Annotated in this window: 19 protein-coding genes; 8 read left to right on the top strand and 11 right to left on the bottom strand. The window is 71.7% G+C overall.

Annotated features, from left to right (window positions below; all coding sequences use genetic code 11):
* The first annotated feature begins 24 nt into the window (after nucleotides 1-24).
* Nucleotides 25-915, top strand: coding sequence for an alpha/beta fold hydrolase (locus ACQHII_RS42020; protein ID WP_427924171.1), 891 nt, complete (start codon nucleotides 25-27; stop codon nucleotides 913-915).
* 415 nt (nucleotides 916-1,330) lie between these two features.
* Here ACQHII_RS42020 and ACQHII_RS42015 read toward each other — a convergent pair whose 3' ends face one another.
* Together ACQHII_RS42015 and ACQHII_RS42010 are read right to left on the bottom strand one after the other, a co-directional pair.
* Nucleotides 1,331-2,122 carry an SAM-dependent methyltransferase gene (locus ACQHII_RS42015; RefSeq protein ID WP_427924170.1) on the bottom strand — a complete coding sequence of 264 codons (792 nt, stop codon included), beginning with the start codon at nucleotides 2,120-2,122 and terminating at the stop codon, nucleotides 1,331-1,333.
* Entirely contained in the window at nucleotides 2,119-3,717 is a 1,599-nt protein-coding gene (locus tag ACQHII_RS42010) for an MFS transporter (RefSeq protein WP_427924169.1), read from the bottom strand. Before ACQHII_RS42010 ends, ACQHII_RS42015 begins: the two co-directional genes overlap by 4 nt.
* 81 nt (nucleotides 3,718-3,798) lie before the next feature.
* On the opposite strand from ACQHII_RS42010, the gene ACQHII_RS42005 reads away from it, so the two are divergent.
* Nucleotides 3,799-4,467 (top strand): winged helix-turn-helix transcriptional regulator, encoded by a 669-nt coding sequence (locus tag ACQHII_RS42005; protein WP_427924168.1) that lies wholly within the window; start codon nucleotides 3,799-3,801, stop codon nucleotides 4,465-4,467.
* 74 nt (nucleotides 4,468-4,541) lie between these two features.
* Here ACQHII_RS42005 and ACQHII_RS42000 read toward each other — a convergent pair whose 3' ends face one another.
* Nucleotides 4,542-5,786 (bottom strand): DUF418 domain-containing protein, encoded by a 1,245-nt coding sequence (locus ACQHII_RS42000; protein WP_427924167.1) that lies wholly within the window; start codon nucleotides 5,784-5,786, stop codon nucleotides 4,542-4,544.
* Between the two features lie 178 nt (nucleotides 5,787-5,964).
* On the opposite strand from ACQHII_RS42000, the gene ACQHII_RS41995 reads away from it, so the two are divergent.
* On the top strand, nucleotides 5,965-6,633 hold the full coding sequence (locus tag ACQHII_RS41995; RefSeq protein WP_427924166.1) for a response regulator: 669 nt from the start codon (nucleotides 5,965-5,967) through the stop codon (nucleotides 6,631-6,633).
* Nucleotides 6,630-7,742, top strand: a complete 1,113-nt coding sequence (locus ACQHII_RS41990) for a sensor histidine kinase (protein ID WP_427924165.1) — start codon at nucleotides 6,630-6,632, stop codon at nucleotides 7,740-7,742. Before ACQHII_RS41995 ends, ACQHII_RS41990 begins: the two co-directional genes overlap by 4 nt.
* Here ACQHII_RS41990 and ACQHII_RS41985 read toward each other — a convergent pair.
* Complete coding sequence (locus tag ACQHII_RS41985; protein WP_427924164.1) at nucleotides 7,700-8,182, bottom strand: MerR family transcriptional regulator; 483 nt, start codon at nucleotides 8,180-8,182, stop codon at nucleotides 7,700-7,702. The genes ACQHII_RS41990 and ACQHII_RS41985 overlap by 43 nt on opposite strands.
* Before the next feature lie 28 nt (nucleotides 8,183-8,210).
* On the opposite strand from ACQHII_RS41985, the gene ACQHII_RS41980 reads away from it, so the two are divergent.
* Entirely contained in the window at nucleotides 8,211-8,981 is a 771-nt protein-coding gene (locus tag ACQHII_RS41980; RefSeq protein ID WP_427924163.1) for a methyltransferase domain-containing protein, read from the top strand.
* Nucleotides 8,982-9,012: 31 nt separating this feature from the next.
* On the opposite strand, the gene ACQHII_RS41975 is transcribed toward ACQHII_RS41980, so the two are convergent.
* The 4 genes from ACQHII_RS41975 to ACQHII_RS41960 all read right to left on the bottom strand — a co-directional run bounded on the left by ACQHII_RS41975 (nucleotide 9,013) and on the right by ACQHII_RS41960 (nucleotide 13,422).
* On the bottom strand, nucleotides 9,013-9,330 hold the full coding sequence (locus ACQHII_RS41975; protein WP_427924162.1) for a hypothetical protein: 318 nt from the start codon (nucleotides 9,328-9,330) through the stop codon (nucleotides 9,013-9,015).
* Nucleotides 9,331-9,372: 42 nt separating this feature from the next.
* Complete coding sequence (locus ACQHII_RS41970) at nucleotides 9,373-10,434, bottom strand: ricin-type beta-trefoil lectin domain protein (RefSeq protein WP_427924161.1); 1,062 nt, start codon at nucleotides 10,432-10,434, stop codon at nucleotides 9,373-9,375.
* A gap of 623 nt (nucleotides 10,435-11,057) precedes the next feature.
* Nucleotides 11,058-12,626, bottom strand: a complete 1,569-nt coding sequence (locus ACQHII_RS41965) for an oleate hydratase (RefSeq protein ID WP_427925527.1) — start codon at nucleotides 12,624-12,626, stop codon at nucleotides 11,058-11,060.
* 190 nt (nucleotides 12,627-12,816) lie between these two features.
* On the bottom strand, nucleotides 12,817-13,422 hold the full coding sequence (locus ACQHII_RS41960; protein ID WP_427924160.1) for a TetR/AcrR family transcriptional regulator: 606 nt from the start codon (nucleotides 13,420-13,422) through the stop codon (nucleotides 12,817-12,819).
* A gap of 252 nt (nucleotides 13,423-13,674) precedes the next feature.
* Here ACQHII_RS41960 and ACQHII_RS41955 point away from each other — a divergent pair, with 252 nt between their 5' ends.
* The 3 genes from ACQHII_RS41955 to ACQHII_RS41945 all read left to right on the top strand — a co-directional run bounded on the left by ACQHII_RS41955 (nucleotide 13,675) and on the right by ACQHII_RS41945 (nucleotide 17,130).
* Entirely contained in the window at nucleotides 13,675-14,808 is a 1,134-nt protein-coding gene (locus tag ACQHII_RS41955) for an FAD-dependent oxidoreductase (protein ID WP_427924159.1), read from the top strand.
* A gap of 187 nt (nucleotides 14,809-14,995) precedes the next feature.
* Nucleotides 14,996-15,811 (top strand): class I SAM-dependent methyltransferase, encoded by an 816-nt coding sequence (locus ACQHII_RS41950; RefSeq protein ID WP_427924158.1) that lies wholly within the window; start codon nucleotides 14,996-14,998, stop codon nucleotides 15,809-15,811.
* On the top strand, nucleotides 15,808-17,130 hold the full coding sequence (locus tag ACQHII_RS41945; RefSeq protein WP_427924157.1) for a salicylate synthase: 1,323 nt from the start codon (nucleotides 15,808-15,810) through the stop codon (nucleotides 17,128-17,130). Before ACQHII_RS41950 ends, ACQHII_RS41945 begins: the two co-directional genes overlap by 4 nt.
* 97 nt (nucleotides 17,131-17,227) lie before the next feature.
* Here the strand turns inward: ACQHII_RS41945 and ACQHII_RS41940 are convergent, their stop codons facing one another.
* The 3 genes from ACQHII_RS41940 to ACQHII_RS41930 are packed head-to-tail and all read right to left on the bottom strand — an operon-like array spanning nucleotide 17,228 to nucleotide 20,834.
* Nucleotides 17,228-18,790: an alpha/beta hydrolase gene (locus tag ACQHII_RS41940; protein ID WP_427924156.1), complete on the bottom strand. Its 1,563-nt coding sequence runs from the start codon at nucleotides 18,788-18,790 to the stop codon at nucleotides 17,228-17,230.
* Between the two features lie 59 nt (nucleotides 18,791-18,849).
* The gene (locus ACQHII_RS41935) at nucleotides 18,850-19,557 is read right to left on the bottom strand and encodes a response regulator (RefSeq protein WP_427924155.1); all 708 of its coding nucleotides are present in this window, start codon (nucleotides 19,555-19,557) and stop codon (nucleotides 18,850-18,852) included.
* Complete coding sequence (locus ACQHII_RS41930; RefSeq protein ID WP_427924154.1) at nucleotides 19,554-20,834, bottom strand: sensor histidine kinase; 1,281 nt, start codon at nucleotides 20,832-20,834, stop codon at nucleotides 19,554-19,556. Before ACQHII_RS41930 ends, ACQHII_RS41935 begins: the two co-directional genes overlap by 4 nt.
* Between the last annotated feature and the right edge of the window lie 87 nt (nucleotides 20,835-20,921).

Here is a 20,921-nt window from a genome sequence, read left to right as displayed (position 1 = left end):
TCAAAGATGGGTATGGTCCCCGGCATGACCAACTTGAGTTCGCTGCGGCTGCCCGACGGATTCCCCGACGTCTTCACCAGCCGGCTCGTGGAGGTGAACGGACTGCGGCTGCACGCGGTCACCGGCGGGGACGGCCCGGCGCTGCTGCTGGTCGGCGGATGGCCGCAGACCTGGTACGCCTGGCGGGAGGTGATGCCCGCGCTCGCCCGCCGGCACACCGTCGTCGCCGTCGACTCGCGCGGCGCCGGGCTCTCCGACAAGCCCGACGACGGGTACGACGCCGGCACGCTCGCCGCCGATCTGGTCGCGCTGATGACCGCGCTCGGACACGACCGGTTCGATGTGGTCGGCCACGACATCGGCACGTGGACCTCGTACGCCCTCGCCGCCGATCATCCCGAGCGGGTGGGCCGGCTCGCCATCGTCGAAGCGGTGATCCCCGGTCTCACGCCGTCCCCGCCGTTCTTCGGCCCGGCCGCGGCCAACCTGAGGCTCTGGCAGTTCGGCTTCAACCGGCTCACCGACCTCAACGAGGAACTCGTCCGGGGACGCGAACGGCTCTTCTTCGGCTGGCAGTTCGCCACCAAGGCCGCCACGCCGACCGCGATCCCCGCGTACGCCGTCGACGTCTACGTCGACGCGATCACCGCGGATCCTCGCGCGCTGCGGGCGAGCTTCGCGTACTACCGGGCGCTGGACGAGACGATCGCGCAGAACGAGCAGCGCGCCAGGACCCGGCTGACCCTGCCCGTGCTCGGCGTCGGCGGCGCGCTGTGGAGCGGCGAGAACGCCGCACGGACGATGCGGCCGGCGGCCGACGACGTCACGGGGGTCGTCCTCGACGACTGCGGCCACTACCCGGCCGAGGAGCAGCCGGTGCGGTTCGTCGAGATCCTGGAGGACTTCCTCGCCTGACAGCCGCCGGGCACACTCCCGGCGGATCCCGGCGCACGGGTCGCCGACACTCCCGCTCACCGGACGGAACGGTCGCCGGAACATGCGGATCGGCGGGCCGGCTCAGTTCGTCAGCCGGCTTTCGGGTCGTAGGTGTCCCCGTCGAGCCCGACGGCCTCCACCGTCATTCCGTCCCGGACCGTCACCCGGAAGGTGCCCGCCAGGCGCCACGGCCGTGACCTGGCCGGCCGACGTCAGTGTGCAGGCGTACGAGGCAGGCTCCAACCACTGGTCTTCGGCCCGTTCTCCGCGACGGACTCCGCGGACGTCGGGGAGCCGCAGGCAGTGGCCGCGCGCAGCGCACCTCCGAGCTGCCGGACCTTGATCTCGTGCTCGGCATCGATCCCGGCCTTCAGAGCCGGGCCAAGGGCCAACCTCAGTCGGCGTCCTTGGTGAAACAGCCGCGCCAGACTTCGAGGGAGCCGTCCGCGAGTGCGGTGGCGTAGTTGACGAGGCGGGTGTGGCCGTCGTCGAGGAGCATCGGGAGTGCGGGTCCGGTGGGCAGGCCGTTCGCGAAGGTCTGGGTGATCCAGTCCTGGACCCAGGTCGACTCGTTCGTCCATTCGACCTCGGTGAACCCCGCGTCCTGGACGCAGCCGAGCAGTGTTTCGGCGGGCACGACAAAGCTGTCGGTGCCGTCGAGCGACCAGGGCATGGGCCAGGGAAGGTCGGCCGGGTGTGGTTGGCAGACCTCCCAGAGGGCCAGGCGCGCGCCGGGGGCGAGGCGTTCGGCGATGTGACGGAACCAGGGGGTCTTGTCCCGCACGTTCATCTGGACGTGCATGGTGATCGCGGCGTCGAAGGGCGGATCGGGCCGGAAGCCGGCGATGTCCCCCGCGCGGAACTGGACGAGGTCGCCCAGGCCGGCCCTCGCGGCGAGGTCGCGTGCGGCGTCGACGTAGGCCGGAGTGATGTCGATGCCGACGACACGGTTGCCGGTGCGGCGGGCGATCTGGCGTGCGGGGCCGCCGAATCCGGAGCCGACGTCCAGGACGACGTCACCGGGCGCGAGGGCGAGCGTGGGGATGAGTCGGTCGACGGCTCCCGCGCCACCGATGTGGAACTGGTCGAGGTTGTCCAGGGCTCCGTCGGCCGCGGCGTCGAGATCCAGGTGGTCGCTCAGGAGTCGGTCGATGGTCTGGCGGACGGCGGTCTCTCCGTAGGTCATGACACCGGGTCCTTCCGGTAGTTGGTGGTGTCGGCCGACTCGGCCGGCTGGTGTGCCGGTCCGGGTTGCCGCGGGGGCTGGGCCGGCAGGAAGACGGCGGCGAGCAGCGCACCCGCGACCGCGACGACTCCGGCCACGACGCACCCGACGCCGAGACCGTGGTCGAAGGCTCCGGTCGCGGCCTGGCGTACGGCCTCGGCCGCGGCGGACCGGCCGTCGGCGGCGAGTTGGCCGGAGACACCGAACGCCGCCCCGACGGACTGATGGGCGAGGTCCGTCAGCGCGGAGGGCAGTGCCGGGAGTGCGGTGTCGAGCCGGGCGTCGTACAGCGAGGCGTACACGCTGCCGATGACCGCGACGCCGAGGGTTCCGCCGAGGAGGCGGGTGGAGTCGTTGACGGCGGATCCCACTCCGGCCTGGTCGGCCGCGACCGCGCCCATGATGGACTCGGTCGCGGGCGCCGAGGTCAGGCCCATTCCGAGGCCGTAGACGACCATCTGGACGGCGATGACGCCGTATCCGAGGGTCGGGGAGATGTCGCTCGCGACCCAGAAGTAGAAGACCGCCTGGAGGGCGAGCCCGGCGGTGACGACCGCCTTGGTGCCGGCCCGGACCGCCAGCCGCGTCCCGAGGGTGGATCCCACGGCGACGGAGACCGCGACCGGCAGCAGGTGCACGCCGGTGGACAAGGGGCTGTAGGCCCGAATGAACTGGAAGAACTGCGTCATCAGGAAGATGAATCCGAACAGCGTGAAGAACGCGATCGTGACCGAGGCGCTGGCGGCGCTGAAGCGCATGTCCTTGAAGAGCCGCACATCGAGCATCGGCTCCTCCGCGCGGCGCTCGCCGACGACGAACGCGATCAGCAGGAGGACGGCACCGGCGAAGCCCGCGAGTGACGCCGGTGATGCCCAGCCGCGGTCCGGGGCCTCGATGATGGTGTAGACGAGCAGCCCCATGAACCCGCCGGACAGGACGAGGCCCGGGAAGTCCAGGCGGGACGGGCGAGGATTCCGCGACCTGGGGACGAACACCGCCACCAGCACGATGACGACCAGGGACACCGGGCCGAGGGTGTAGAAGACGCTCGACCAGCTGTAGTGCTTGAGCAGGAAGCCGCCGGCGATCGGCCCCAGCGCGATGGCCATACCGGCCGTCGCGCCCCACAGCCCGATGGACAGCGCGCGCTCCTTGCGGCTGGTGAAGACGCCGGTGAGCAGGGAGAGCGTGGCCGGGAACGTCATGGCCGCCCCCAGACCCATCACGGCCCGGGCCGCGATCAGCTCCGCCGGGGTGTCGGCGTATCCCCCGACGAAGCTGGACACGCCGAAGACCAGCAGGCCGGCCAGGAGCATGCCCTTGCGGCCGAAGCGGTCGGACAGGCTCCCCGAGGTCAGCAGGAGAGCCGCGAACACGAAGTTGTAGGCATCCACCACCCACTGCAACTGGGAGGTGGAGGTGCCCAGTTCACGCGTCAGCGTCGGCAGGGCCACGTTGACCAGAGTGGTGTCGAGATTGATCACGAACGACGCCGCGAGAAGTGCGACGAGCACCAGCGGTTTCGACGGTGTGCGAGTCGTGGGTGTGCGAGTCATGGTGGAAGATTAGGCACAGGTGGTTGATTTTCTCTACCACTCGATTTGGAAAATAAACTACCCGCGGGCTACGCTTGGCGCATGCGGAGCTATGGCCAGTACTGCTCGATCGCCCGGGCCCTCGACGTCGTGGGAGACCGCTGGACGCTGCTGATCGTCCGGGAGCTGCTGCTCCGCGGCCCGTGCCGGTTCACGGACCTGAAGAACGGGCTGCCGGGCGTCGCGGCGAACCTCCTGTCGACCCGCCTCAAGGAGCTGGAGGCAGCCGGACTGATCACCCGCGAGGACGCGCCGCCGCCGGTCGCCACCGCCCTCTATGCCCTGAGCGAGACCGGCCTGGAGCTGGAGCCGGTGCTGAAGGCGCTCGGGCTGTGGGGTCTGCGGTTCATGAGCGTCGAACGGCCCGACGACGCGTTCCAGGCACAGTGGCTGGCCTACGCCCCGGCATGGTTCACCACCGACGCCGATCCCGACGCCCCGCCCGCGGTCGTCCAGCTCGTCGCGAATGACGAGCTGGCCGTCATCGAGCTGCGGAACGGCCAGGTCCACACCCGGCCCGGCCGTGCCACCGACGCGGACCTCGTCCTGGACGGACCGCCCCGTGCCGTCCTCGGACTGCTCAGCGGAGTACTCGATGCCGAACGCGCCGGCCGGCTCGGCCTGGTCGTCCGCGGCCGACACGACCTGCTAACCCGCCTCCGCCCTGTCGCGCGGGACCCGGCGCGCACTCAGGACGAGGCAGTCCAGTGAGCGACGACGCGCCTTGAAGGCCCGCCGCTCCGAACCTGCCTGAACCAGACGCCCACCGGGCCCGACAGGCGGGATCACATGATGCGGTCCGCGATGCGGGTCGTGCCGTGGAGCAGGTGTTCCAACGGGCCGCGGCGGAACCGTCGGGTCCAGGCGGTCGCCAGGAGCATGGAGGCGGTGATGAAGATGAACAGGGACAGAAGTGCCGGGCCCGTCGACTCCTCCATGCCGACGGCGCGGATGGCGAGGATGTGCAGGACGTAGGCGGTGAGCGCGGTCATGCCGACCGAGGTCACGGGTGCGGACAGGCGGGTGAGCCGGGGCAGCCTGTGCGTTGTCCAGAGGCAGAGAGCTATGACGGTCAGCGCGACGCCTGTGTTGCCGAGGATGGAGAACGTCGTCTGGCTGTGCGGTGCGGCCACCAGGAGCCAGGCGGCCGGGGTGTCGTCCCCGAGGTCTCCTACGGTGTCGGACCACCAGGCCGAGGACGCGGCGCCGCCGTCCGTCGCCGCGCCGACCGCGGTGAGCGCGTGCGGGACGAGGTGCAGGGCCAGCCATGAACCGCCGTAGCCGAGCACGGTCAGGGCGCCGCCGGTGAGGAGCAGGCGGGCGCGGAGCCGGGGCCGGGTGAGGTCGAGGCGGGCCAGTGCCATGCCCGCGACCATGAACGGCATCCAGGTGAGCACCGGGTACGCGCCGGTGAAGAGCAGGTCCATGAAGCCGTCCGTGCCGGTGACCCCGGCGAGCGGATCGGCGGCGACGACGGCGTCGGCCCAGTCGCCGCCCTCGATGGACTGCCGTACTACGTACAGCAGTTGGGGCAGGACGAGCGCGCCCGCGGCGGCGACGGCCGCCAGCGTCCGTGCGCTCAGCCGGTGCAGCGGCAGGACGAGGAGGAAGAGCAGGCCGTAGCAGGACAGGATCACGTCGACGTCGGTGTTCAGCGCGGTCAGGGCGTAGCCCAGTGCCATCAGGACGAGCGCGCGGATGACGATCCGGCAGGCGGCCTGCCGGCCCGCGCGTCCGGTGCGGGGTTCCGGGCGGCCGGTGATGAGCACGAGCGAGAACCCCGCGAGCAGCGCGAAGAGCGCGGAGGAACGGCCGCGTGCCAGCTCCATGGCGAAGCCCAGTGGCCCGCCGACGGCGGGGTCGGGGCCGACGTGCGCGGCGTACATGCCGAGGACCGCGAGTCCGCGGGCCAGGTCGACGGCCACGAGCCGTCCCGCCGGCGGTGTGCGCGCGGGAGGCGGGGGGTCCGGTGTGTGCGAGGGCGGTTGCGGGGGCGGATGGGGTAAGACCGGCGGCGCTGGTTGTGTCATGCGTTTCAGGATCGTGCGCGGCGGGCCTCCCAACCATCCGGCAGGTGACCGGAGTCGCCCCCGCCGACCGGCGGGGCACCCCCGCCGGGGGGCGGCGCGCGGAAGCACTCGCGGAACCGGTGGGCCGATCCCGGCGTCGTAGCGATCCGGCGGTGATCGGGCGGGGAGCGGTGCACACATGATCCGGGTTCTGGTGGTCGACGACGAGGCCATGGTCCGTACGGGCTTCCGGCACATCCTCGATGCCGCGGACGACATCGAGGTGGTGGCGGCCGTCTCGGGCGGCGCGGCGGTCCGTACCGTGCGGGAGACGTGTCCGGACGTCGTGCTGCTCGACATCCGGATGCCGGACGTGGACGGGCTCACCGTGCTGGCCGAGCTGCGCCGGCTGCCGGAGCCGCCGGTGGTCGCCATGCTCACGACCTTCGACATGGACCAGTACGTGGCGGCGGCCCTGCGCTCCGGCGCGTCCGGCTTTCTGCTGAAGGACACCGATCCCGAGCAACTGCCTTACCTCATACGGTCATTGGCCGATGGCGGGGTCGTGCTGTCGGCCAAGGTCACCCGCACCGTCGTCGGCGGCTATCTGGACGCCGATCCGCGCGGCCCGGCGGCCCTCGGCATCGGCCGGCTGACCGAGCGCGAACGGACCGTACTCGTCCTGGTCGCCGAGGGGCTGTCCAACACCGGGATCGCCGAGCGGATGCACCTCAGTTCCGCGACGGTCAAGGACCATGTGAGCGCCGTCCTGGCCAAGTTGGAGGTGGGCAGCCGGGTCCAGGCGGCGCTGCTCGCCGACCGCGCCGGCCTGCTCAAGGAAGCGCCACCGGCGCCGGAGGGCCGATGACTCCCCGCCGCCCGCCCGCTCCCTGGCTCGACGGCGCGCTGCTCGCCGCCGCCCTGCTGGACGTCTGGGTCCACGTCGACCCCGGCGACCGCATCGCCATGGCCTGCGCCCTGCTGGGCGCCTTCTCCCTCGTACTGCGTCACCGACTGCCGCTGCTGACCTACCTGTTGGCGCTGCCGGCCACGTTCGTCACGGACTCGGTGTTCGCTACCCTCGCCGCGCTGTACACCCTGGCCTCGCTCTCCCGCCGTCGCGTCCTGCTGGCCGGTTGCGCGGCGGTGTTCACGGTCGGCGACACCACGGCGTGGTCGTGGCCGGTACCGGAGTTCGCCGACCCGACGGATGCCGCGACGCTCATCACGATCACCTACAGCCTGGCGACGGCGACGGCTCCCGTCTTCCTCGGCCAGCTCGTCCAGGCCCGGCGCGAACTCGGACTGCGCCTCACCGAGATCACCGAGGCGCGCGAGCACGAACGCCGGCTGCTCGCCCAGAACGTGCTGGCCAAGGAACGCGCCCAACTGGCCCGGGAGATGCACGACGTCGTCTCCCACCAGGTCAGCCTGATCGCCGTACGGGCGGGGGCGCTCCAGGTGGGCAACCGGGACCCGGAGACGAAGGAGGCCGCGGCCGACATCCGGCGGCTCGCCGTGCAGACGCTGGACGAACTGCGGCACATGGTCGGCGTGTTGCGCGCCGCCGGCAGCCGCCCCACCGAACTGACTCCGCAACCCTTGCTCGCCGACCTGCCCCAACTGGTCGACAGCAGCGGCATCGAGGCCGAGCTACGGTCCGAACTGCCCCAGGAACTTCCGCCCTCGGTGCAGCGCGCCGTCTACCGCACCGTCCAGGAAGCGCTGACCAACATCCGTAAGCACGCCCCCGGTTCCAGGGCCGCGATCCGAATCGGGCAACAGGACGGGACCGTGCATGTCGTGGTCGTCAACTCCGCCCCGCAGCGCCCCGCGCTCCCCCTCCCCGGCTCACACCACGGTCTGATCGGTCTGCGCCAGCGTGCCGAACTGCTCGGCGGCAGCGTCAGCGCGGGCCCCACGGCCGACGGCGGCTACGAACTGCGGCTGGAGTTCCCGGTGCGGGACGCGTCCTGAGGCGGCCGATCGGCGGCCGGGCTTCGCGGGCCGATCCGCTCGGCGAGGTGCCTCCGGTAGTTCGGGCACTGGGTGATGTCCTCGTACGCGCAGTTCAGGCCGCCCTCGATGAACTCCAACGAGGCCTGGGCCGCGGCGATTCTCGACCGGAGTTCCTCGGCCGCGGGACGCAGGATCTCGTGCCGGGTGGCGCGGTCGGCAGCTGCGGACAGGGACCCGATGGTGTTCAGGCCGAGGCCGGCCTCCTTCAGGAGGAGGATCGTCGCCACGCGGGTGAGGTCGTCCGCGCCGTAGCGGCGGCGCCCGCCCGCGTCCCGTCCGGGGTGCAGCAGGCCCATCGTCTCCCAGTGCCGCAGCACATGCGTGGCCAGGCCGAACCGTGCCGCGAGGGCGCCGATGCTCAACGTGTCCGCACCGCCGACGAGTTCGCTTGACTTCATGCCGACATTAAGTCGCAGCATGACGTGCATGTCCAAGAACCAGGAAGCGGCTGACGAGCGCCGCGACACCGAAGCCCTGCTGGCCGTCCTCGACGCGGCGGACGAGACGCCGAGCGCCGTCCGACTCCGGGCTCGCTCCTACGAATTGCTGTCCCTCGTTCCCGGCTCGACCGTCGTGGACGTCGGCTGCGGCGGCGGACGGGCCGTCGCGGAGCTGGCCGGACGCGGCGTCCGCGCAGTGGGGGTGGACGCCGGCCCATGGATGCTGGCCGCGGCCCAAAGCCGTTGGCCGAAGGCCGAGTTCCGGGACGCGGAGGCGGAGGAACTGCCGTTCGCCGACAACAGCGTGCGCGGCTACCGTGCCGACAAGCTCTTCCATCTGCTCAAGGAGCCGCAGCGCGCGGTGGCGGAGGCACGACGGGTCCTCTGCCCGGGCGGCAGGATCGTCCTGGTCGGCCAGGACTGGGACGCCATCATGATCGACTCGGACGACGCGGCGCTCACCCGCACGATCGTGCACGCCCGCGCCGACCTCCTCGCCACACCCCGCGCCGGCCGCCAGTCCCGTGACCTGCTCCTTAGGGGCGGCTTCGCCGACGTCGCGGTCGAGGCGCACACCAGCGTGTTCACAGACCCCGCGATGCTGTCGCTCCTCGCGAGACTCGCCGAACCGGCCTGCGCCGGCGGCGCCGTCGACCGTGCCCGGGCGGACGCGTGGCTCGCGGAACAGCGCCGACGTGCGGAGACCGGCCGCTTCCTCGTCGCGATTCCGTTCTTCGTGGCCTCCGCGTCGGCCTAGGCCGTGCGGCGATTTCTGTGATCCTCGGCCGTCACGCGGTGGGGTCCACGTTCCACACCGCGGGCAGATCGCTGCCGCAGAAGACGCAGACGAAGTCGTCCTCACGCACGATGTTGTGCTCCTGGCAGTCGGGGCACCGCCGGAACACGACCTCGCAGGTGAAGCCGGAGGGACAGTACCCGGTGGACTGGTTGCTGACCTCGCTCACGGTCCAACGACCCGCCTCGCACAGGAAGCTGATCTCACCGGCGTCCAAGCCCAGCATCATGTCCCTGCCGTCACCGGCCCGCACCGCGGCCTTCGACTCGGCCGGCCCGACGTATCGGTAGCCCCGCCCCCGCCTACCCACCTGAGCCAACCTCTCCGGACAGCACACCCGGGAGATGTGCCGTCAGCCCGTGCTCCACTTCTGGTTGTCCCCGCCGGTGCAGCTCCACAGTTGCAGTTCCGCGCCGTTGGCGGTCCCCGCGTCGGTCACGTCGACGCACTTGTCGGCCTGGATGTTGACCAGGTCGTCCGCGGCGGTGAGCCGGAACCGCTGGGCCCCGGTGCCGTTGCAGGTGACGAGCTTGATCCACGCGCCGTCCGTCCGCGAACCGCCGTCGACGTCCATGCATTTGCCCAGGGCACGGACCGTTCCGTCCGGCCCGATCTTCCACTTCTGTCGGGCGGCGCCCGTGCAGTCCCAGATCTGCAGGCGGGTGTGGTCCACCGGCTTGCCTCCGGTCACGTCGATACAGCGGCCCGAGCCGTGCCCCCGGATCACTACGCCCTGGACGACGGTTGGCGAGGAACTGCCGGACGGCGCAGCGCCGTTCTTGGTGCCGCCCTTCGCAGAAGCCGTGGCCGTGGCATCAGCGGTGCTCTTCGCCGACGCCGATGAACCGGCCTTCGGGGTCGGCTGCCGGGTGGAGTCGGCTTCGAGCGCGGAGGATTCACCCGACGGCGAGGCGGAGTCGGACGAGTCGGTCACGTCCTCGTTCTGTCCGCTGCCCCGGACGGTGTCCGATGCGGCGCCGGCCGCCGAACTCCCCTTCCCGTCGCCCCCGTTCACGAGAAGGAGGGTGCCGGTCAGCAAGGCGGCGGCGGTAGCGGCGACGGCGAGCAGGAGCCTGCGGCGCCGCGCGGGTCGGGGCACGGACGGGCTCGGAACGGCCGTGATGTCGGTGCGGCGGTCGGTCAGATCTCCGGCGAAGAGGTCGGTACGTCTCCCTGACGCCTCGGTGTCCGGCACGCGTTCGGTGAGTGCCGCGAACTCGGCCGCCGCCGCGGACATGGGCGGCGGGGCAACAGGCCCGGAGTCGGAAGCGGGAACAGGCCCCAGCGCCGCGGCGGCCTCGGCTATCGCCGAGGGTCCCTTCGACCGGCGCGGCAGGGGCAGCGGCGCGGTGCCGGACTGGTCGGTCGGGGCCGTGACGGCCTCCGCCGTCGGATCCTCGGAGGAGGCCGTCATGTCGTCCTTCCGGTACTGGGGTCGTGGATTCCTGCGCGGCCGACACGGCGTCGAAGTGTCGAAGACGCCGTGATCGTCCGTGGTCGCCTGTGCTGGTCCGCGATGGCCTTGAGCGGGCGCCGGCGATCACCGTCCTCACGCTCGAAGGCGATTCTGTCGTGCTCACGACCGCCTGTGCAAAGGGCGACACGCGGTGTCCGCGGTCTCGCAGGTCGGAGGCGTGACCGATCCTGCCGTGCGGCGCGCAGAGGGCGGTGCCCAGCCCGGCGTGGAGGCCGAGGCGTGGAGACCGGGGTCCGCCAAGTCGCCCTGCCCGCCCGGCCGTTGCTCGTTGTCGCTGGTGCTGACGAACACGCCGCTCCGGGTCCCGGCGAGCGTGCTCATCGGGACTCCGGCGTCCGCGACAACCGGTCGAGGGCGAACCGCCCTTGTCCCTCAAAGGACTTGCCATATCCCGGTGCGGCCGAACTGCCCTGCCCCTGGCAGGACTTGAAGTCGGCGCATGGGCAACCGATCGTGCGCCCGCCCGCCGGGCGGCCATCGACGACCGCCCATCTGATGGCGCACACGGTCGTGCCGGCCCCGATTGTCCAGGGGCCGGAACGACCGTGCGAGCCGTCAACTCACCGGCGGTGCATGGTCCGCAGCGCCTCGACCAGTACCTTCGGATCGTGCCCGCCCTTGTAGGCCGGTGGCGGCTGCCGGTCCAGGCCGAGCAGTCCCGCCACCGCGGTCCAGGCGGTGCGGACCGAGTACTCGACGGTGAAGACGACGTCGTCGGGGACCTCGGCGTACTGGCCGATGAAGGCCAGGTTGATGGAGCCCTCCGGGACGACCTGCGGCCGGTCCCCGGCGCTGCGGACCAGGAACTGGCTGGTGATGTACGGCATCAGCGCCGGAATCACGATCGAGTGGTCGAGGATCTGCGGACCTTCCTCGAACCGCAGATGGTGCAGGACCTCGTCCAGGATCTCCCGGCCGGTGCACTCGCGCATCGGCTTGCGGACGAAGTCGCCCTCCCTGTCCGGGAAGAGGCCGTAGCCCCACCACACGAAGGTGTCCTCGGGCTGCTCGCGGAAGTGCGGCTGGTGGTTGAGGACGATGGTCAGGAGCCAGTTGGAGTCCTTGAAGGTGATCAGCCCGCCCTTGCCGGCCTCGCTGCCGCTGAACTTCTCCATCAGCTCGAAGAAGGTCGGGTCCTTGGTCGTGACCGTGAAGGACGCCCAAGTGGAGTCCGTGATCGAGGAGTTGAAGACCGCCGGGTTGCCCAGCAGGCCCGGCCGTTTCGCCGCGAGCGTCTCCCACAACTGCCAGGCACCGGCGGCGCCGGACGTGTCGAGCACGGGTGCGGTGTCGGTCGAGCCGAGTGTCGAGTCGGCGGTCATCGAGCCGTTGGTGACCAGCACCAGATCGCCGGGGGCGAGAACCGTCTCCCCGCCGCGGCCCTCCCGCGTCCAGGTGAACGCCTCGACGGTCGGAGCGTTCCCCTCGGCCAGCCTCAAGTCGGTGACGCGCGTGCCGAGTTGAACGGTCACGCCCTGCTCGGTGAGCCACTTCAGCAGCGGGCGCACGATGGAGTCGTACTGGTTGAAGCGGGTCCGGTAGATCCCCGACATGGAGTCGAAGGTCTTGAAGAGGTGGACGAAGCGGTTGAGGTAGCGGCGGAACTCGATCGCGCTGTGCCACGGTTCGAAGGCGAAGGTGGTGCACCACATCCACCAGAAGTTGGTGCGGAAGAAGCCCTCGCCGAAGCAGTCGGTGATGCGTTTGCCGTCGAGCAGCTTCTCCGGGGTGCTCACGCACTTCACCAGTTCGAGGCGGTCGCGTTCGGAGAAGCCCATCGAGTGCGAGTCGACGACCTTGCCCGCCGCGTCGACGAGCCGGGCGTGGTCGTCCCAGGCGAAGTCCTCGTGGAAGGCGAAGGTGTCCTCGGTCACCGACTTCGACGGGTCGTCCAGGGACGGGATCGAGCCGAGCAGGTCGTACGTGCAGTCGAAGTGGATCTCGAACATGCGGCCGCCGCGCATCGTGTAGCCGGTCTCGGGCGAACCGGCCGCGTCCAGGCTGCCGCCCTTGCGGTCCTGTTCCTCCAGGATCACGATGTCCGATCCGGCGAACCCGCCCTCACGGATCAGGAACGCCGCCGCCGACAGCGACGCGATACCGCTGCCCACCAGATACGCCTTCGCCATGAACGCCGTCCTTTCGATGCCGCCCGGGCGGCTCGCGCGGACGCGCGGGCGCTTCACCGGTGCACGGTCAGCCACCTCAGCCTCGGCCGAAGGTCCGCCCCGTGCAGCAGGACCGGGCCGGACGGGTGAGCGTCCGAGCGGCTCGCCGCCCGCCGGAGAGGATCGATCGGTGCGGGAGAGGGCGCCCGGCTCACCGGCCGGCGGCGACCGCGCTCCAGCCCTTGTCGAGCAGGTCGAAGGCGCGGGTGACGGCTTCCTCGGGGTCGCCGTGCCCGCGGGCGGCGCGGGGGGCTTCGAGGGCGAAGTGGGCCAGGGCGGCGCAGGCGGGGTCGTCGTGGGGAAGGCCGCTCTCCTCGGCGATGACCCGGGCCAGGGCCTCGCTGTGGCGCAGCCACATGGCCTGGGCGTAGTCGCGCAGGGCCGGGGTGTTGTTGATCAGGTCGAAGAAGGCGGTGAAGCGGGGGTCGTCGCCGGCCGCGCCCCTGCGGTGGTGGAGGGCGTGCTCGCGCAGGGCGGCCGGGATCGACCGGCCGTCGGGGCGTTCGCGTACGGCGGCGAGCAGTTGGGCCTCCTGGTCGGCGTCCTCGTCGAAGACCAGGGCTTCCTTGACGGGGAAGTGCTTGAACAGCGTGGTGGTGGAGACGTCCGCGGCGTCCGCGATCTCGCGGATGCCGACGTCGTCGTAGCCGCGTTCCAGGAACAGCCGCAGGGCGGCGTCGGCGATGGCCTGGCGGGTGGCGGCCTTCTTGCGTTCGCGGCGTCCCACCGGGACGGGCGCGCTCCGGGTCTCGGTCATGGCCACCATTCTATCCCGAACATGGACCGAGTTCAAAAGTTGAGTCGTTGCACTTATTGAGCAGCTGTGCTTTTCTGGAGCCGTGGCCGCGAGGCATCGCCCGGCCGCCCCCCTACCTCTTCGACTCCCCCTCTGAAAGGAGTGATCAGTCATGGTCCTGCTCGGCATGGGCGGACACGATCTTGCCCCCGCCACCGCGGCCGACTGACCGACTCTCACCACACCTTCCCGCGGCAGGAACGGAGCACCACCATGAATACCTCACCCACCCCGCGCATCGCGATCATCGGTGCCGGTCCCGGCGGCCTGACCTGTGCCCGGATTCTCCAGCTGCACGGCATTGCCGTCACCGTCCACGACCAGGCGTCGGGTCCCGACGCCCGCGACCAGGGCGGCACCCTCGACCTCCACGAGGACAACGGCCAGATCGCCCTGCGCGAGGCCGGACTGCTGGAGGAGTTCTTCCAGCTCTCCCGCCCCGAAGGGCAGGAGATGCGTCAACTGGACCCGCAGGGCACGCTCCTGTTCCACCACACCGCCGAAGAGGGCGACCGCTTCAAGCCGGAGATCGACCGCGGTCAGCTGCGCGACCTCCTTCTGAACTCCCTCCGGCCGGGCACGGTCCGCTGGGGCCGCACCCTCGAAACCGTCGGCGGTCCCGAAGTGGGCCCCCGGCAGCTCCACTTCACCGATGGCACGACCGTCGAGGCCGACCTGGTCATCGGCGCCGACGGCGCGTGGTCCCGGGTCCGCCGCGCCCTCTCTCCCGCCACCCCCGAGTACACCGGCATCAGCTTTCTCGAAGCCTGGTTCCACGACGTCGAGAACCGGCACCCCGACATCGCCGGACTCGTCGGCCAGGGCAGCGCCGCCGCGGCCGACGGCGACCGCGGACTGTTCGCCCAGCGCAGCAGCGGCGACCACATCCGTGTCTACGTCATCCAGCGCGTCCCCGCCGACTGGATCACCGCGAGCGGCCTGACCGTCCAGGACACCGACGGCATCCGGGCACTGCTGCTGGAGCGGTTCCGCGACTGGTCACCGGCGCTGCGCCGACTGATCGGCGACAACGACGGCCGCTACGTCGACCGCCCCGTCCACGCCCTGCCCGTCCCCCACACCTGGGACCACGACCCCACCGTCACCCTGCTCGGCGACGCCGCCCACCTCATGCCCCCGCTCGGCGTCGGCGTCAACCTCGCCATGCTCGACGCCTGCGAACTGGCCCTCGCCCTCGCGAACCACCCCACCGTCGACGACGCCCTCCACACCTACGAGAAGACCCTGCTACCCCGCTCCACCGAGATGCAGCGACTCCTCGACGGCGGCGCCGAACACCTCCTGTCCACCGAACTTCCCGACTTCGCGCGGCAGGAGGAAGGCTGACGAGGGTGGGACCGGCCTCCCCCGCGTGAACCACGGAGCCAGGACGCGGAGTTCGACAACCGTACGTCCCATGAGTGAGCCCGGGTACGCCTTTCGACCGGGCTGCCTCTTGAGCGCCGTGTATTGACTCCCGCTCACTCCGTGACCATGGGAGAGCACTGTTCCCTCCTGTACGTGGAGGCAGTCCGTGTCCCACTACCTCTTCGACAGCGCCGCCGCGCAGGCCGTCGGCCGCTTCTCGGCTCTGGAGTCGTGCTACGACCCCGTCTCCCGCCGTCAGTTGGAACTGACCGGACTCGCCACGGGCTGGCGATGCCTCGAAGTCGGCGGCGGCAGTTCCTCGTTGGGCGACTGGCTCGGGGACCGGGTGGGGCCGCGGGGCCAGGTGACGGTCACCGAGCTCGAACCGCGGTGGGCCGCTTCACACGACCGTCCGGAGCATGTGCGGCTGCTGCGGCACGACGTCGTCCACGATCCGCTGCCGGACAGGGACTACGACCTCGTCCACGCCCGGCTGGTTCTGCTGCATCTGCCGGAGCGACTGGAGGTGCTCCAGAAGCTCGTTGCGGCTCTGCGACCGGGCGGATGGCTGGTGCTGGAGGAGTTCGACTGTGGCTGGACCCCGGTGCTGGCCGCGCCCGACGCCTCGTCGGCGGAACTGTTCGACCGGGTCCACACGGCGTTGATGGGCCTGCTGGCGGAGGCCGGGGCCGATCCATTGTGGGGACGCCGCACGCTGGGAGCGATGGCCGCCGCCGGACTGCGCGACATCGCCGCGAGCACGTATGCCGAGGCATGGCCCGGCGGCGGCACCGGCATCGCCCTGCACCGGCACAACACCGACCAGGTCGCCGACGGGCTGGCCCGGTCCGGTGTGCCGGCGGCTGAACTGGACGGGTTCCAGGCGCTGTTGCGGCACCCGGAATTCGTCGTCAACTCCTACCCCCTGATCAGCGCGCGGGGCCGCCGCTCGCACGAGAGCGAGAAGGACGGACCCCGATGACCCGCACCACCTACCGGGAACTGCGCCTGCCGCTGCGGGAGGACCCGCTGCCGCTGATGGCCCGGCTGGTCCGCAGCGGCCTGTTCGACCCGTACGTGGTGTACGAGAGCGATGCCGGATGGTCCCTGGCCGGCGGCGTCCTGGCCTCGGTCCGGCTGACCGGGGCGGACACCGCAGAGTTCGGACGGGTGGGGGCACGCCTCGCCGAGACTCCGGTCCAGGACTGGCGGGCGTACGGCTGGGCCGCGTTCGAACTGGGCGCCGTACTGGCCGGAGGAGACCCGGACCCCACGCAGACCCTGCTGCACCTGGTCGTGCCCACCGACGAGGTGCGCGCCGACGGGACGGAGGTCCTCGTCCGGTCCGTCGTCCCCGAACGGCTGGACCTGATCGCCGACCTGGTCCGGTCCCCCGCCCCGGGCAGGCCGCCGGAACCGGCCGGACGGATCGCGCTCCCCCTGGAGGACACCGGCAACTACCGGGCCGCGGTCGCCGCGGCCCTGGTGGAACTGCGGCGGCAGGGCCCGCTGGAGAAGGTCATCCTCTCCCGGCAGGTCCCCGTACCGGCCCCGGTGGACCTGGTCGCCAGCTTTGTCGCGGGGCGGCGGGCCAACACCCCCGCACGCTCGTTCCTGCTCGACCTCGGCGGCATTCAGGCCGCCGGGTTCAGCCCGGAGACGGTGGCCGAGGTCACCGCCGACGGCCGTGTCACCACCCGCCCGCTGGCCGGCACCCGGGCCAGGACCGGAACGGCCGCCGACGACGCCCGGCTGCGCGCCGCCCTCCTCGGCGACCCCAAGGAGATCCACGAGCACGCCATCTCGGTCCGGCTCGCGCTGGAAGAGCTCGACACGGTGTGCGACGACAGCGTTGTCAGCGCATATATGACCGTCCTCGGCCGCGGCACCGTCCAGCATCTTGCCTCCACCGTCACCGGACGACTCCGCCCCGACCGCGGCCCTTGGGACGCGTTCGCGGCCCTCTTCCCGGCCGTCACCGCGACCGGTATCCCCAAGACTCCGGCGTATCCCCTGATCCGGACCCTCGAAGGAAGGCCCCGGGGCCTGTACGCGGGCGCGGTCCTCACCTGCGACGCCGACGGCACCCTGGACGCCGCCCTCGTGCTGCGCAGCGTCTTCCGACAGGACGGACGGTGCTGGCTCCAGGCCGGGGCCGGCGTCGTGGCGCAGTCCCGGCCCGAACGCGAACACGAGGAAACCTGCGAGAAGTTGCGCAGCGTCGCCCACCATCTCGTCCCCGCCATCAGCGGACAGACCCCCGTCGCCACAACGGAAATCCCTTCTGATCCCGCCGCTTGACGGGCAGTCGGTTCGGCGCCACGAACCGGAGCTTCCGGGTTCGGGGACGCGGCGGGACCGGATGCCGCCGGTGTCCGGGGAGCGGGGCTACGCCCCTTCATTGCCGCGCCGGCCGTACGGGCCCACAAATTCGGTCGGCCGCAGGGAGCCGTCCGGTGGCGAGGTAGGCGTTGACGGTGTCGTTGACGCAGACGTCGCCGTAGTCGGTGCCGTACACCCCGTGCCGGTAGGAGCCGGTGACGGTGACGAACCGGGACGCGGGCCACCTGGCATGCATCTGCCGGGCCTCCGAGTACGGCACCCGGGGGTCGCCGGTGGCGTTGACCATGAGGGCCGGGATGTTGTTCTGGACGGTGGTGACCGGCCGCTCCACGGGCCGCGGCCAGAAGGAACACGGGGTGACGTTGTTGAGGAGCGGGCCGAACAGCGGGTGCCGGGCGCGGGTCCGTTCGATCGCGCGCCAGTGGACCTCGGTGTCGCGCGGTCCCGGTGTGTCGGCGCACAGGTACGCGGTCTGGGTGCTGCCGTACGCGGAGCCGTCGCCGGTCAGCGTCGCCGCCAGGAAGGCGGTGAGGAAGGCGTCCGGCTCGGCGTGTCCGGTGTCGGCGGCCTGCTTGAGGGTGCGGAAGACACCCGCGACGAGCGCGTCCCCCTCCTCCGTGTCGTCGCCGAGGACCGCGTACTCGAACAGCGGCGCCACGTGCCGGTCCACCCGGTACGGGCCGATGGCCAACGGTCGCCCGACGGCCGCGGACTGGATGCCGTCGAGGGTGGCGAGCACGGCGTCGGCGGTGGAGCCCAGCCCGTACGTCCCGTCGTGGGCCGCCGCCCAGCCCGCCCAGTGGCGCAGGGCGTCCTCGTCGACCTTCTCCGTGCCGTACTCCGCCCAGGGGGCGAGGCGGCTCGGATCGTGCACGCCGTCGAGGACGACACGGTCGGTGCGGCCGGGGAACATCGCCGTGTAGACCTCACCCAGATACGTGCCGTACGAGACGCCGTAGTAGGAGATCCGGCGCTCGCCGAGGGCGGCGCGGACGGCGTCCATGTCGCGGGCCGCGTTGCGCGTGGAGACGTGGGGCAGAAGGGCTGCGGCTCGGTCGCGGCACTGTTCGGCGAGGCCGCGTTCGAAGTCCCTCGTGCGCTCGAAGCCCGCCCGGTCCGATCCCGCCGAGCGGAAGTAGGTCTCGGTCCGCCAGCCGCAGTCGAGTGGTGTGTTGCGGCCGGTGAAGCGCGGGTCCACGCCGACGATGTCGTAGCGCCGGGCCGTCTCCCCCATCGCCGCGCCGACGGCCAACAGGGACTCGATCGCCGGATCCGCCGGTCCGCCCATGTTGTAGAGCAGCGTGCCGATGCGGTGGGCGGGGTCGGCGGCCCGGAGGCGGGCCACCGCGATGCCGATCGTCCGGCCGCCGGGGGTCGCGTAGTCCAGCGGGACCGCCAGGTCGGCGCATTGGGCGCCGGCCCGGTCGAGGGCCTTGCCGGTGTCGTCGTCGGGACCGCGGGCACAGGTCTTCCAGACGAGATGCCGCTGGTCCGGAGCCGGGTCGGTGGGCGTGATCGGGGTCTGCGGAACAGCGACCGCGGTCGCCGGGAGGGCGGCCACGGCCAGGAGCGCCGCCGCCACCGCCCTCCCGAATGCCGCGCGGAACGTGATCGTCATGTCACTCACTGTAGCCATCACTGGTGGGGGCTGTATCCCGGTTTTCGGGGCGCCACCGCTCAGTCCCCGACTCGTACCAGCCCGCTCTCGTAGGCGAAGATCACCGCGTGGATACGGTCCCGGAGGCCGAGCTTGGTCAGGATCCGGCCGAGGTGGGTCTTGACGGTCGTCTCCCCGACGAAGAGGCGGTCCGCGATCTCGCCGTTCGCGAGTCCCTTGGCGACCAGGGCGAGGACTTCGCGTTCCCGCTCGGTGAGGGCCGCCAGGCGGTCGCGCTGGGCGGGCGCGGTCACGGGGGCGTGCAGGACGAAGCGTTCGACCAGGCGCCGGGTCAGCGAGGGCGCCACCATGGTCGCGCCCCGCAGCACCGCGCGGACGGTCACCAGGATCTCCTCGGCGGGGGCGTCCTTCACGAGGAAGCCGTTCGCGCCGGCCCGCAGCGCCGCGTAGGCGTACTCGTCGAGGTCGAAGGTGGTGACCAGCAGGATGCGCGGCCCCTGGGGCCGCGCGCAGAGGATCTCGGTCGCGGCGAGCCCGTCCAGCCCGGGCATGCGGACGTCCATCAGGACGAGGTCCGGCTCCAGGGCGGCCACACCCGCGATCGCCGCGTCGCCGTCGGCGGCCTCACCCACCACGGTCAGATCGGGCTGGCTGTCGACGACCATGCGCAGCCCCATCCGGATCAGCTCCTGGTCGTCGCAGATCAGCACCCGGGACGTCGATGCCGATGACGCGAAGCGATTCGGGGTCGGGGCCTGTTCCTTCATCGGGTCGCCGCGGTGGGCTCGTGCCGGGCAGGACGCAGGGTCGCTACGACGCGGTAGCCGCCGTCGGTTGTGGGGCCGGCGTCGACGCGTCCGCCGTACAGGGCGGTTCGCTCGCGCATGCCGGTGAGCCCGCGGCCGGAGGGGAGCAGCGGAGCCGGGCGCCGGTCCGTCGCTCCGGCCGAGTTCTCCACCCTGACGCGCACCAGCCGGCCGGGCCCCTGGCTGCCGGTGTCGACCCGTACGTGGACCGTCGCGTCCGGCGGGGCGTGCTTGACGACGTTGGTGAGCGCCTCCTGCACGATGCGGTACGTCTGCGCGCTGAGATCCGCCGGAAGGCCGTCCTGTTCTCCGCGCAGGTCCAACTGGGCTTGCCTGCCACTGGTGTTGAGTCGTCCGACCAGCCGCCGCAGATCGGCCGAGAGGCGTTCGCCGGCGCCATCGGGAGCGGAACCGCCGGGATCGGCGCCATCGGGAGCGGAACCGGAGTCTGCGCCCGCGTCAGGGGTGCGCAACACCTCCAGCAGTCGGCGCAGTTCGCCCAGGGCCTCGCGGCCGGTCGCGCTGATGACGCCGAGGGTGCGGTCGACGACGGCGGGGTCGACGTGCCGCATCAGCCTGCCGCCCTCCGCGTTGAGCACCATCACGCTCACGCTGTGCGCGAGGACGTCGTGGATCTCGCGGGCGATGCGGGCCCGTTCCTCGGCGACGGCGACCTTGGCCAGGGCGAGGCGTTCCGATTCGGCGAGCGCGGCCCGCCGTTCGAACTCGGCGACGTAGGCGCGCCGGGCCCGGACGTACTCGCCGAACACCCAGGCCCCGGCCAGCAGAAGGCCCACCGCGAGCGGAGTGAGCCAGGCACCCCGGGCACCCGGGCCGGCGCCGTAGTCCCGCTGCCACGCGGGAATCCACAGCACCACGCAGCCGGCGGCGCAGACCACGGTCACCGCGGCGGCGCGGCGCAGGCCGCGCACCGTGAGGGTGGCCAGGGCCGCGGCCAGGGCGACGGCGCCGCGTCCCGGCTCCTGCCCCCACACCTGTCCGAGGAACTGCGCCCAGAACACCGCCGTCACCAGGGCCGCGACCAGCACCGGCCGGCGGCGGCGCCACAGCAGGGGCAGTACCAGGGCGACGTACACGACCGCCTGCACCCAGACCGGCCGCCAGCCCGGCTCCGGTCGGATCACCGGCGGCACCGCCACCAGCACGACCAGCAGGGCGTCCGTCAGCCACGGGCGGCTCCGCCGCAGGCGGGACAGGGTCTCGATCAGCCGAAGCACCACTTCACGCTACGGCCGGGACCGCTCCCCCACATCGTCCCGGCGGGCGTCATGGGGTCCTCCCACGGTCGTACACGCACCGCCCGG

It is taken from the genome of Streptomyces sp. cg40 (genome assembly GCF_050320165.1).
GTDB lineage: Bacteria > Actinomycetota > Actinomycetes > Streptomycetales > Streptomycetaceae > Streptomyces > Streptomyces hokutonensis.
The sequence above is the reverse complement of the archived record's forward strand: the minus strand, read 5'-3'. Positions and strand labels throughout refer to the sequence as shown.